Source organism: Alicyclobacillus pomorum DSM 14955 (assembly GCF_000472905.1).
Taxonomy (GTDB): Bacteria; Bacillota; Bacilli; order Alicyclobacillales; family Alicyclobacillaceae; genus Alicyclobacillus_A; species Alicyclobacillus_A pomorum.
Map to the genome: position 1 here is coordinate 48,879 of NZ_AXAR01000009.1, position 12,452 is coordinate 61,330.

The following is a 12,452-nucleotide window of genomic DNA, read 5'->3' on the forward strand; positions in this document are numbered from 1 at the left end:
CCTTGCCCCGGACTCTATGCAACGGTGAAGCTTATACACCGGATTTCCTAAATTTACCCTTGTGTATGAAAGCGCTTTTTCTTAATATACAAGTTAAGTAAAACGTTTTCGTAAAACGTTTTCTAAGCGTTGCCCGGACATTGTCGTGAATCCGCTTACCGATTTGGCGAATCTGGGAAACCTACCTGTATTGGCTCCAAGAGGAGGAGAATGTTGTGAACTCTCGAGGGAAAGTTCGCTGGGGCATTGCAGTGATACTGTTTATTGGCATTCTGATCAACTACTTCGACCGGACCAACATGTCGATTGCGACGGCGCCCATCGCGAAGGAATACCACTTGACCAGTGGGCAAATGGGGATTGTGTTGTCGTCCTTTGCCTGGTCGTACGCGCTGTTGCAAATTCCGATTGGGGTATTGCTGGACAAAATCGGAATCAAGTGGTTGATGCGCGTGGGCACCATCATCTGGGGCGTCGCAACGCTGATGACGGCCGTCGTGAGCGGTCTCGGCCTCGTCATCCTGTCCCGCATTTTGCTCGGCGCAGCAGAGGCACCCGCTTTTCCGAGCGCGTCCAAAGCAACCGGGTACTGGTTCCCGCTGCGTGAACGCGGGATTGCCAGTTCCACCTTTGACGCAGCGGCCAAGTTCTCCAACGTCATCGGTGCGCCGGTTGTGGCGTTCGCGGTCACGCAATGGGGATGGCGCGGCGGCTTCTGGATGACCGGTATCCTTTCGCTGCTGTACGCCCTCATTTACTGGATTTGGTACCGCGATCCGCACGAACACCCGCGGCTGACGGCCGAAGAGCGCCAGTATATTGAGGAAGGCGGCGCCCAGCAGGAAGGGGAAGCACCGGGGGGAACCTGGCGGAACCTCAAATTTCTGCTGAGCACCCGCAAAGTTTGGGGATTGACGCTTGGTTTTGCTGCGTACGGGTACTCGTTCTACCTGTTCCTGACCTGGCTGCCCGGGTACTTGGAGAAGCAGATGCACATGACCATTCTGAAAAGCGGCATCTACGTGATGATCCCGTGGGCCGTGGCCACTGTGACGGACTTCCTGATTGGCGGGGTGTTGGTCGACGCGCTCATCCGCAAAGGCTACAACCCGTCGAAAGTGCGGAAAACCCTGCTGGTGATTGGGATGCTGCTCGGACTCGCGGTCGGCGGCGCCGCGTTTACCAACAATCCGAATGTGGCCATTATCTTCATCTCCATCGCGCTCGGGGGACTGGCGTTTTCCGCTCCGATTGCGTGGAGTATTCCAGCGCTCATTGCGCCGAAGGGCACGGTGGGCACCGTCGGCAGCATCATGAATTTCTCCAACAACGTCATGGGCATTCTCGCCCCAATTGTGACGGGATACATCGCGGGGGGCACGGGATCGTTCTCAATCGGTTTCGTCGTGGCGGCGGTGGTACTGTTGCTCGGCATCTTGTCGTACCTCATCCTGCTCGGCCCGATTGAACAAATTCGCACGCCGTATGCCCAGATGAACGTCCAGACGGGCGCGGTACAAAGCAAATAAGCCCAAAATCGTTCATCACGAAAGAACAGCAAACACCCAGAGATAGGGTACGGTACGGTGCAGGAAGCCGTGTGCGTACCCTATCTCCGTGGATGAGTGAGGAGTCTTCAAACCGATGAATCAGACATGCACCTTGGGAGTGGACATTGGAACAACGTCTGTGAAAGTCGTCGCATTTTCGACCGACGGAAGGGAACTCAGCCGCGCGAGCCAGCGGCTGACGCTGTTGAAGGACCAGCCTGCGCGGGCTGAACAAGACGCGGAAGAAGTGTACCGCGCCGTCGAGCACTGCATACTGGACGTCGTCCGCCGCCTGCAGCCCGACGGGTGGACGGTGGAACGGGTTGGTTTCAGCGCGGCCATGCACAGCCTCCTCGCGGTGGATGAGCAAGGCCGGCCCTTGACGCCAGCCATGACGTGGATGGACACGCGCGCCGCGGCACAGGCGGAGCAGCTTTGGGCTTCGTCGGAAGGCATTGGCATCTACCAAGCGACGGGAACGCCGATTCACCCCATGGCTCCGCTGGCCAAGTTGATGTGGTTGAAGGAACATCGACCGGCGTTGCTGCGCCAGGCGTTCAAGTTTGTGTCTCTCAAAGAGTACGTGTGGTACCGTTGGTTTGGCGTATGGGAAATCGACGCCTCGATGGCCAGTGCCACGGGACTGTACGACATCGCCCACAAGGATTGGTTGCCGGGAGCGCTCGAACTCGCCGGCGTTGGGGTCAATCAGTTGTCCACCATCGTGCCGACCACGCACGTCCGATCCGAGCTCAAAGCGCAACCCCTCTGCAGCACGGGGATGTTCGACCACGCGCAGTTCAACATCGGCGCCTCGGACGGCGTTCTCGCCAATCTCGGCGCAGGTGTGACGGAGTCTGGCGACATGGTCGTCACCATCGGCACCAGCTGTGCGGTTCGGACGGGGACGCGGCAGATGGTCACGGATGCAGAGACGCGCTTGTTCTGCTATGTGCTGGACGACGGCTATTTCGTCGTCGGGGGCCCCAGCAACAGTGGCGGCGTCGTGGTGGATTGGCTGTACAGACAGGTCCTGAGCGACCCCATGGGCGGGGCTGAAACAGAAGACAAGGCCGCATTGGATGCGTTGCTGGCCCAAGCAGAACAGGTGAACGTCGACGATTTGCTGTTTCTGCCGTACGTGGCCGGGGAACGGGCCCCGCTCTGGAACCCAGACGCGACGTCGACGGTGGTGGGCCTGAAGCTGTCACACACGCGCGCCCACCTGCTGCGCGCCGCGGTGGAAGGGGTGCTGCTCAACGCGTACTGGATTGCTTCCGCGCTGACCCGGGAGGTTGGAAAGCCAAAGCGCCTGTTGGCGTCCGGGAAACTGCTGGAGGTGCCGTGGATTCGACAAATGGCAGCCGATATTTTCGGTACCGACGTGGTTCCGGCCACGACGGCGGACGCTTCTGTGGTGGGGGCCGTCATGCTGGCGGAATTGGCATCCGGGACGTACGGCTGGGAGGATGTGGCGCTGCGACACAAGCAATTTCAGTCTGCAGACCTCATCCGCGTCGTGTATCCGAACGCGGAGGCACATCAAAAGTACCAGCACAAATACGCGGAATTCCGGCGGCTGGCCGAGCTGCTTGGGTTGAACAAGTCTTCCTGATGGGGAAACGTTGCGGGCGCAACGGCGTCTACGGAAGCCGCAGGGTGGCGCCCGCAGGAATGACCGTGGATGGCAGAATGATGCGGGACGTACGGCGAATAGGCGCATCCTGCTTCTTTCGCAAGGCTTTCAACAGCACGTCTGCAGCGGACTCACCAATCTCCCGCGTCGGCTGGCGAACACAGGTGAGTGGCGGCGTGGCAATCTTGGCCCAGTCTGGCTCGTCAAACGTGGCAATCCCCATGGCGGATGGCACCGGGTAGTCCAATTGGCGGATGAGTGGGTACAAGTCCAACATAATCAGCCCGTTCGCGGCATAGACAGCAAACGGTTCCTGTGGGCGCGCTGCCATTACGTCGTGGACCGCCTCTTGCAGAGTGGACGGGCGCGCACGGTCAATCCACGCCACCCAGGGCAACTTGCCTGCTTTCATACACGCGGCTTCATACCCACGCAGTCTGTCGACGCGCGTGCTGATCTGCTGCACCTCCTCGGTCACGTACAGGACGCGCTGGTACCCTTGTGCAAACAGACTGGCGGTCAGTTGTTCGGAGGCCTCAGCGTTGTTGGTCACGATGTTGACAGCGCCTGGCACGTCAAACTGCCGGTCAATCAACACGACCGGAGTCGATTTTGCAATCTCCGCGAGCAATTCGTTGTTGGCGCCGTTGGTTTGTATGACGATGCCGTCCACGGGCTGCGCCATCAAGGAGCGGAGCACTTTTTCTTCCCGATCCGCGTCCGCCCCGGTCTCTGCCACCAGCAAGCTGTACCCGGCCTCGTGCAGAACGTCTGACAGGGAGCGAATGACGCCTACGCAAAACGGATATCCCATGTTCACAACGACCACCGCAACCGTTTTGCTGCGGTTGCGCTTGAGCCCTTGCGCAAACTTGTTGGGGTGGTAGCCGAGTTGTTCAATCACCGATTGAATGCGGTTTTTGGTTTCTTCGCGCATGGCCCCGTAGTCCTGGTTGAGAAAGCGCGAGACGGTGGTGATGGAGACCCCAGCTTCACGCGCCACATCCTCAATCGTAATCCGTCGCTGCCTCGCCACGTACATTCCCCTTTACCGCTGTTCTCTCTACTACAGAGTCTGACAAGCTTTCAAAAGGCGGTACACCTTGTCCACCGATTCAAACGCGTATACCTTGTGCAGCACCTCGTTGCCCTCAGCAATCACCAGGCAAGGGACGCTTTCGATTTTCCATGCCTGCACTTGATTGGGAAACCGGCTCACGTTGCATGCGTAGACCGTCGTGCCTGGCAGAGCTTCCATGGCCACCGTACACATTTTCTGCGCGAGTTTGCATGTCCCACAGAGCGGCGTGTAGAAAAAGAACGCCTGCTTGCCTTGAGTGGACTGCAATGCAGACGGGAGCTCCGTCTCTGTCAGTTCGCGAAACATTCGCTGTTCACCCTACCTCATGATGGCACAACTCGGAATGGCTTGCCAGTTTGCTATGATGGGATGTGGAGGGGTGGAACATGTACGTAATCAAGGCGCTCGTTGGATGGGTTTTGCCACCAGGATTACTCATCCTCGCGGCTGCCCTACTTGCCGTGTGGGCACAGAAGTGTCAGCAGCGTCGCCTGGCAACAGCCCTCATGGGCTTCGCAGTAGTCTTTTACCTTTGCTGCATTCCGGCCGTGGCAGACGGACTGATGCGCGGACTGGAGCAGTCTGTGCCGCATCCGAGCGCGGTGCACGGTGACGTACTGGTCATGCTGGGCGGTGGCGCGACGCCGGACACACCGGACGTGGACGGCGTGGGCATGTTGTCCTCGTCCGCCGAAAGCCGCCTGTTCACCACACTGCGCTTGTACCGGGAGACGAAGCTTCCGATTGTCCTCTCTGGCGGTCAGGTGTACCCGGACGATGGGGTGGAAGCAGACATTGCCCGTCGCCAGTTGATAAGCATGGGGGTACCTGCGGCAGATATCTACGTCGAGGACAAGAGTCGGAATACAGAGGAAAACGCGAAGTACACGCGCAAAATCCTGGCAGAACACCACTTTCAGCATCCGGTGCTCATCACGTCCGCGTTTCACATGCGCCGGGCGGTGCTGGATTTTGCGAAGGAAGGTGTGGGGGTAGAAGCGTATCCGTGTGATTATCAAACGAGTGCGAAACCGAAGTGGTACGTGAATCAGTTTGTGCCGAGTGGCCAGGCGATGGACTTGACCTGGACGGTCCTTCACGAGTACCTCGGCATCGTACAGGCGGCCATCTAGCCATCCGCCACATCACGTGCAGCGGATGGCTGGATGGGGTGAGGAACAGGTTCCGACATGGGGCCGGAGTCTGTTAGAGCGTACGCACTCCGTCCGACCTGACGTCCAACTGGAAGTTGTCAATCAGTCGCGCTTTCCCGACGTAGGCGGCGATGGCCAGCATGGTTGGGCCAGACAGCCGTTCGGGGGCTTCCAGCGTGTCCAGTGATACGGCCTCCGCGTAGTCCAGACGGACGCCGGGTTCGGCTGAGACCACCTCGGCCATCGCCGAGGCGACGACGGACGGAGATCTTTCCCCTTTTTCCAACAGTGACTTCCCGTGTTGCAGCGCCCGGTAGAGCACGGTGGCATGTGGGCGTTCTTCTTGCGTCAGGTAGACGTTGCGCGAGCTTTTGGCCAGTCCGTCGGCTTCGCGCACGATAGGCACCGCCACGATTTGGATGGGGAAGTTCAAATCCTCGACCATTCGCCGAATGACGGCCACCTGCTGACCGTCCTTCTGGCCAAAGTACGCCCTGTCCGGTTGAACGATGTGAAACAACTTGCTGACCACGGTGGCGACGCCGCGAAAGTGGCCGGGTCGGGTCTTGCCGCAGAGTTGCGTGCTGAGCGCTGGGACTTCGACCTGCGTCACCATCGGTTTGGGATACATTTCTTCCACGCTCGGAGCGAACAGTATGTCGCACCCGTGCGCGGCTAACAGCTCTGCGTCGTGCTGAAGATCCCGCGGGTAGTTCGCAAAATCTTCGTTGGGGCCGAATTGGAGCGGGTTGACGAACACGCTGGCGACCACGACGTCGTTGTCTTTGCGCGCCGCGTCGACCAGTGCCATGTGGCCTTCGTGCAGGTAACCCATGGTCGGGACGAGTCCAATCCTCTTGCCGGCACGCCGCTCCTCATTCAGGTGTTTGCGGAGTTCATGGATGTGATGAATTTGAATCATAGCGGTTCACCTTTCAACAGAGGTTGTAGTTCGGCGTGTTCATCCGGCTTCAGGTACACAGTCTGATCTGGACCTGGGAATGCGCCGGATTGCACTTCTTCGACGTAGGATCTGGCGGCCTGCACAATCGTGTCCGCGAGATTTGCGTAGCGCTTGTTGTGTTTCGGAATGTACCCCGACGTGAAACCCATCATATCGTGAAACACGAGAACTTGTCCGTCGCATCCCGCGCCTGCACCGATGCCAATGGTGGGAATGGTCAGCCGCGCTGTGACGGCTTCGGCGACCTCAGCGGGAACCATCTCCAGGACGACAGAAAACGCGCCGGCTTGTTCCAGCGACGTGACGTCGTCGAGCATTTTCTCCACCTCAGGTTTTTTACGCCCTTGCACGGAGAAGCCACCGAGTGCGTGAACGCTTTGTGGCGTCAGACCCACGTGCGCCATCACGGGAATCCCCGCTTGCACCAATCGGTAGACCGACTCCGCGACTTCCGCGCCGCCCTCCATTTTGACCGCGTGTGCGCCGCCTACGCTCATGAGGCGCCCCGCGTTTTTCAACGTCTCCTCCACGGACACCTGGTTGGTCAAAAACGGCATGTCGGCTACGACCAATGGGCGCGTGACTGCGCGCGACACGATGCTCGTGTGGTACAGGATGTCTTCCAATGTGACCGGCAGCGTGGTATGCATGCCTTGCACCACCATGCCCAGCGAATCGCCAACCAGCAGCGCGTGTACGCCTGATTCTTCGAGCAATTTCGCAGTTGGGTAGTCGTAGGCAGTGACCATGGCAATCTTCTGGCCGGCCTGCTTCATGTTCAGAAACGTGCGGACGGTGACTGGTTTTGACACACTACATACCCCCCAGAACGGATGTGAAAAGCTGTTGGAAGTCCTCCCACTGTTGCTGCGAGAGACTTTCCTTGCTGCGGGCCACGTCCGCCGTGGCCTTCCCCAAGGCAGCGTACACAGACAATGCGGTGGGGTTGTGTTGTAAAGCGCTTAGGTGCGCATTCACGGTGGATAGGTCTCCTCGTTCGACAGGGCCAGTGAGCGCTGTTGGCAAGCCGAGCTTGTCCAAATTGTCGACCGCGCCGTGAAGCAGTGGCAGAAGCGCTTTCAGACCGTCCGGCAATCCTGAGACCTGCGCTGCTACCGAGGCGAGCGCCACCACTGCATTCGATGCGAGGGCGGCCGCCGCGTGATACGCAGGGCGCTGATCCGGGCGGATGGAGAGGGGAATTCCACCCCAGGCTTCAATCCACTGCTGGGCGAGCAGAACGGCGTCATCGTCGCCATCGAGCGTAAAGTAAACGCCTTGAAAGAGCGATGCGCCTTTTGCAGGGTCGGCAATCGTTTGCAGCGGGTGCATGCACAGCCGCAGCGCTCCACGCGATTCCACGGGCTGAAGCGCTGCAGCGCTGAGGGATCCCGCTGTATGAATCATCACTGTCCCGTTGTCAATCCACCCTTCGTCCGCCAAGGTCTCTGCCATGACTGTCACAGCCTTGTCTGGGACGGTGAGGAGGACGACGTCGGCTTCGCGGACGTACGGTGCGAGCGCTTCCCAGCCTATGACAGGTACCCCCGTCAGAGACTGGTACTGTTGGCTTGCCCTGCTGTCAGGGACGCGTCCGTGTGCCGCGAGCACCGAGTGACCCAGCGACGTGAGCGCGAGAGTGAGTGCAGTTCCCATGCGGCCGGGGCCGAGTACGACGAACTTCAAACGCTGCACACCTCCGAATGGAACTGCAAACATGCCGCGCATCTTGTGCGCTGGATATGCATCCAAGCGCTTTCAAGTGCACGGCAACATTGTAGCAAATGGCTTGATTCGATGAAAACGGACCGTCTTATACCTCGCAGGCTAAGACTTCAAGGACTTTGTTCAACATGGCGCTCGCAATCACTTGATGTCCCTCATCATTCGGGTGGATGGGGCGGCAAAACGGCGTGGCGAGGTCTTGCATGTGGCCGGTTCGATACTGGGCAATCCACTCGTGTTCATGCCCCAAAAACAGGGAATACAGGTCCACGACGTGACAACCTGAGCGAGAGGCAGCCCAGGCAATCTGCTCGTTGAGACGAGTGACCGCACTGACGGCCACGTGTGCATGGGGCAGGGGGTTGTACAGTGTCCCCACCACAACACACGGGATGCCCTGTTCCTTCACGAGCTCCAATACGTGCGCCAGCATGTGCCCACACGAATCGACGGCGCGGGAAATCGCCTGCATGGTGGCAGGGTGGGACAGGAAGCTGTAGTAGCGTCGGCGCAGGTCGTTGCCGCCAATGAGTACCGTGACCACGCGTGCTTGTTCCCACACCTGCGTGTCAAGGCTGCGCATGGTGCGCAGCAGGTTTTGGGTCGTCCAATGCGGACCGGCGATGGACTGCCACCCCGCGCAGAGTGAACTCTGCGCGAGAGCGTCTGCGACCCCTTGCGCGAATCCGTTGGCGGGGGCCGTTGCCCCCACGCCGCATGTGATGGAATCGCCGAGTGCCAGATAGGATGTGCGAGACACGATAAACTCCCCTTCAAACCCGCTGCGGCGGAAGGTCGGGTGAATTTGTACGCCGAATTCCCCTAGGTCTGGACTTTTGTCCCTGACCTCCATTTGTCCCGCCGCATGTATTAACAGTGTGTGTAGCACTCACTACATTTTCAGATAGTCCCGGGTTACACCACCACGACTTGCACCACGACGACCGCCGTCTGATGCAAAATCACCACGGGTAACTCGTGCGGAGGAGGCGGAAGTCCTCCTCATTTATCATTTCGGTACCGTATGCAAAGGGTATGTCTGTTGCCACCTCCGGATCACATCGTCGTGCCTGAAGACGCCCCACCTGTCACGGGACGTTCACGCGCTTCCTCTCACGACTCCTACCATGCTATGTTCAACCGACAAGATGCGCGCGGGACAGTGTCTACTATCTGTTCCATTCAGTCAGCGTGGAAGAGGGGAAAACACTTGGACAAGCCCGACAAACCGCGATTGATGTCGAATGATGTCTAATAGTGATAATTTACCGTTAAAATTTTGTTGACAGTTGACGATCTACTACGAATAATAGTTTACAGTCAACTATTAAGACTATTTGAATGATCTTTGAATTTCAACTGTGAGACATCGCAGCGTTCCGCAATGCAGCGGACGCCTGTGAGAGGCGCACTCGTACGCCGCAGATGCAGAAAAGAAGGATGTGAAGGGATGAGTGGCGCACCACTTTTGGATATTTCCGATTTGAGGATTTCGTTCAAGTCGGATACGGGGTATATGAACGCGGTGGCAGGTGTCAGTCTCTCTCTCAGGCCTGGGGAAACCGTAGGTTTGGTCGGAGAGTCTGGCTGTGGAAAAAGTGTCACGTCGCTGTCCATCATGCGGTTGCTGCCCAAGACCGCGAAAATCGAGGGTTCCATACGTTTTGAAGGCAAGGATTTATTGGGCTTAAAAGAGTCTGAAGTGCGCAAATACAGAGGGAACGACATTTCGATGATTTTCCAAGAGCCGATGTCCGCCCTCAATCCTGTCTTGCGCATTGAGGATCAAATCAGCGAACCGCTGCGCATGCACCGCAAAATGTCCAAGCGGGAGATGCATGACCGCGTCGTGGAGTTGCTCCGCTCGGTCGGTATTCCACGCCCAGAACAAATTGCGAAAGAGTACCCGCACCAGCTGTCCGGTGGCATGCGCCAGCGCGTCATGATTGCCATGGCGATGGCGTGTGAACCGAAGCTGCTGATTGCGGACGAGCCCACGACCGCGCTCGACGTCACGGTCCAAGCGCAGATTCTCGACTTGTTGCGCCAGCTGCAGGCCAAAAACAACATGGCGCTGTTGCTCATCACGCACGACCTCGGCGTGGTCGCAGAGATGTGCGAGCGCGTCATCGTCATGTACGCGGGCAAGGTTGTTGAAGAAGGGGATGTTCGCAGCGTCTTTCGCAACCCGCAACATCCGTACACCGTTGGTCTCCTGAATTCGATTCCAAAACTGACCGGAGAGAGAGAACGCTTGACCCCGATTAAGGGCAACGTGCCTTCGCTGGCCAACATGCCGGTGGGGTGCCGATTCGCACCGCGCTGCCCCTTCGCCAAGGAGATTTGCCGCACGGAGCATCCTCCACTGACGAAAGTGGCCGCAGGTTCCCGGGTGAGTTGCTGGTTGGCAGAGGAGGCTGTTGCACAATGACAGAGACATTGCTCACGGTATCAAACCTGAAGAAATACTTTCCCATTCGAAAAGGCGTGCTTCGCCGCACCGTCGGATACGTCAAAGCGGTGGATGATGTCAATTTTACTGTGCACAAGGGAGAGACGCTGGGGATTGTCGGAGAGTCCGGGTGCGGTAAGTCCACCACCGGGCGCTCCATCCTCAGGCTGATTGAACCGACGAGCGGAGACGTCTTGTTTCAGGACAAAAACCTGACCAAGCTCTCGAAGAGCAGCCTGCGTCATCTCCGTCAGAAGATGCAGATTGTCTTTCAGGACCCGTATGCTTCGCTGAATCCCAGGTACAAAGTGGGGAAGATTCTGGAGCGGCCGATGCAAATTCACGGGCTGTATACCCCCGCGGAGCGCAGCAAGCGAGTACGGACGTTACTCGAACGCTGCGGCCTCGACCCGTCGGCTGCCAACAAGTACCCGCACGAATTTTCCGGTGGGCAGCGGCAGCGCATCGGCATTGCCCGTGCCCTGACGTTGAATCCAAGTCTCATCGTCCTCGATGAACCGGTCTCGGCGCTCGACGTTTCCGTCCAGTCGCAGATCATCAACTTGCTCGAAGACCTGCAGCAGGAGTTTGGACTCACGTACTTGTTCATTGCGCACGACCTCAGTGTCGTTCGGCACATCAGCGATAGGATTGCCGTCATGTACCTTGGGCAAATGGCGGAGTTGGCGGAAAGCCTGGAGCTGTTTGACAACCCGCTCCACCCGTACACACAGGCGCTTCTGTCCGCCATTCCAGTTCCAGACCCGGAGGTCAAGCGGGAGCGCATTCTGCTCCGCGGAGATCTGCCCAGTCCGGCCAATCCGCCGTCTGGATGCCCGTTCCACACGCGGTGCAAGGACGCAATGGACGTCTGCAAGGCGAAAAAACCGGTTTGGAAAGAAGTCAAGCCGGGACACCACGTGGCCTGCCACCTCTATTCGTAAATCCGTGTGAAAAGGGAGGAAATACCCCGTGAACAACGTTGCTCTTGAACCGTCCCTCTCACCGGGTGCAGGGTCGGTCACTCAGACAAAAAGAAAGTTTGAATTACTCAAGTTTGTGAAGCGGTATCCATCGGTCGTCATCGGCGGCCTGATTGTCCTGGTCATGGTCATCATCGCGCTGTTTGCGCCGGTCATCGCCCACTACGATCCGCTCAAGCCGATGCCGGATGGCCTGACCCAGCTGGGGGCGCCGAGGCCGCCTAGCCACGAGTACATCCTCGGCACCGACACGCAAGGCCGAGACGTGTTTTCGCGCGTCCTATTTGGTGCCCGCGTGTCGTTGGAAGTCGGGTTCTTCGCCGGGCTCATCAGCCTCTTCATCGGCGCGCTGCTCGGGGTCATCTCGGGGTATTTCGGCGGTTGGGTAGACATGGTCATCATGCGTATCACCGACATGGTGTTGGCGTTCCCGTTTCTACTCTTCGTCGTTGCGTTGGTCGCAGCGCTCTCGCCGAGTGTGCACAACGTATTCATCGCCATTGGCGTGTTCGGTTGGGCGCAGATGGCGCGCATCATCCGCAGCCAGGTGCTGTCCGTCAAGGAACTGGAGTACGTGCAGGCGGCAAAATCCTTGGGCGCATCGGCCTGGAACATCATCTTCGTCGAGGTGCTGCCAAACGTCGTGACGCCGGTCATCATCTACTTGGCGCTCGCCATTGGACAAAACATTATGCTGGAAGCCGCGCTCAGCTTCCTCGGGTTTGGCGTTCAGCCGCCCAACCCCAGCTGGGGGAACATGATTCAGGAAGGCATGGGCTATTATCAACTCGCGCCATGGCTGATTTACGCCCCGGGTATCTCGCTGCTCGTGGCTACGATTGGATTCAATCTGCTCGGGGACGGTCTTCGCGACTGGCTCGATCCGAAGGTTGGAAAATAGGAGGGA

The 12,452-nt window shown here is 58.5% G+C and carries 12 protein-coding genes; 6 read left to right on the forward strand and 6 right to left on the reverse strand.

Annotated features, from left to right (window positions below; all coding sequences use genetic code 11):
* Positions 1-215: 215 nt before the first annotated feature.
* Both YWK_RS0110585 and YWK_RS19445 read left to right on the forward strand, forming a co-directional pair.
* Positions 216-1,529, forward strand: a complete 1,314-nt coding sequence (locus YWK_RS0110585) for an MFS transporter (protein WP_026964768.1) — start codon at positions 216-218, stop codon at positions 1,527-1,529.
* Between the two features lie 115 nt (positions 1,530-1,644).
* On the forward strand, positions 1,645-3,165 hold the full coding sequence (locus tag YWK_RS19445; RefSeq protein WP_051375479.1) for a gluconokinase: 1,521 nt from the start codon (positions 1,645-1,647) through the stop codon (positions 3,163-3,165).
* 28 nt (positions 3,166-3,193) lie between these two features.
* Here the strand turns inward: YWK_RS19445 and YWK_RS0110595 are convergent, their stop codons facing one another.
* Together YWK_RS0110595 and YWK_RS0110600 are read right to left on the reverse strand one after the other, a co-directional pair.
* A complete protein-coding gene (locus tag YWK_RS0110595; RefSeq protein ID WP_245578594.1) occupies positions 3,194-4,222 on the reverse strand; it encodes a LacI family DNA-binding transcriptional regulator in 1,029 nt (342 codons plus the stop codon).
* Positions 4,223-4,252: 30 nt separating this feature from the next.
* Complete coding sequence (locus tag YWK_RS0110600) at positions 4,253-4,573, reverse strand: thioredoxin family protein (RefSeq protein ID WP_051375480.1); 321 nt, start codon at positions 4,571-4,573, stop codon at positions 4,253-4,255.
* An 80-nt stretch (positions 4,574-4,653) separates the two neighbouring features.
* On the opposite strand from YWK_RS0110600, the gene YWK_RS0110605 reads away from it, so the two are divergent.
* Positions 4,654-5,400, forward strand: a complete 747-nt coding sequence (locus YWK_RS0110605) for a YdcF family protein (RefSeq protein ID WP_035466693.1) — start codon at positions 4,654-4,656, stop codon at positions 5,398-5,400.
* A 73-nt stretch (positions 5,401-5,473) separates the two neighbouring features.
* Here YWK_RS0110605 and panC read toward each other — a convergent pair whose 3' ends face one another.
* The 4 genes from panC to YWK_RS21045 all read right to left on the reverse strand — a co-directional run bounded on the left by panC (position 5,474) and on the right by YWK_RS21045 (position 8,963).
* Positions 5,474-6,343 (reverse strand): pantoate--beta-alanine ligase, encoded by an 870-nt coding sequence (gene panC / locus YWK_RS0110610; RefSeq protein WP_026964772.1) that lies wholly within the window; start codon positions 6,341-6,343, stop codon positions 5,474-5,476.
* Positions 6,340-7,197: a 3-methyl-2-oxobutanoate hydroxymethyltransferase gene (gene panB, locus YWK_RS0110615; RefSeq protein ID WP_035466694.1), complete on the reverse strand. Its 858-nt coding sequence runs from the start codon at positions 7,195-7,197 to the stop codon at positions 6,340-6,342. Before panB ends, panC begins: the two co-directional genes overlap by 4 nt.
* A 1-nt stretch (position 7,198) precedes the next feature.
* Positions 7,199-8,071, reverse strand: coding sequence for a Rossmann-like and DUF2520 domain-containing protein (locus YWK_RS19450; RefSeq protein ID WP_169727168.1), 873 nt, complete (start codon positions 8,069-8,071; stop codon positions 7,199-7,201).
* A 127-nt stretch (positions 8,072-8,198) separates the two neighbouring features.
* On the reverse strand, positions 8,199-8,963 hold the full coding sequence (locus tag YWK_RS21045) for an SGNH/GDSL hydrolase family protein (protein WP_156909117.1): 765 nt from the start codon (positions 8,961-8,963) through the stop codon (positions 8,199-8,201).
* 597 nt (positions 8,964-9,560) lie between these two features.
* Between YWK_RS21045 and YWK_RS0110630 the strand changes: the two genes are divergently transcribed.
* Genes YWK_RS0110630 through YWK_RS0110640 form a run of 3 tightly spaced genes read left to right on the forward strand, consistent with a single transcriptional unit; the run spans position 9,561 to position 12,446 of the window.
* Positions 9,561-10,541 (forward strand): ABC transporter ATP-binding protein, encoded by a 981-nt coding sequence (locus YWK_RS0110630; RefSeq protein ID WP_026964775.1) that lies wholly within the window; start codon positions 9,561-9,563, stop codon positions 10,539-10,541.
* Entirely contained in the window at positions 10,538-11,506 is a 969-nt protein-coding gene (locus tag YWK_RS0110635; RefSeq protein ID WP_026964776.1) for an ABC transporter ATP-binding protein, read from the forward strand. The genes YWK_RS0110630 and YWK_RS0110635 overlap by 4 nt, the downstream gene beginning before the upstream one ends.
* Before the next feature lie 28 nt (positions 11,507-11,534).
* A complete protein-coding gene (locus tag YWK_RS0110640) occupies positions 11,535-12,446 on the forward strand; it encodes an ABC transporter permease (RefSeq protein ID WP_026964777.1) in 912 nt (303 codons plus the stop codon).
* The last annotated feature ends 6 nt before the right edge of the window (positions 12,447-12,452 follow it).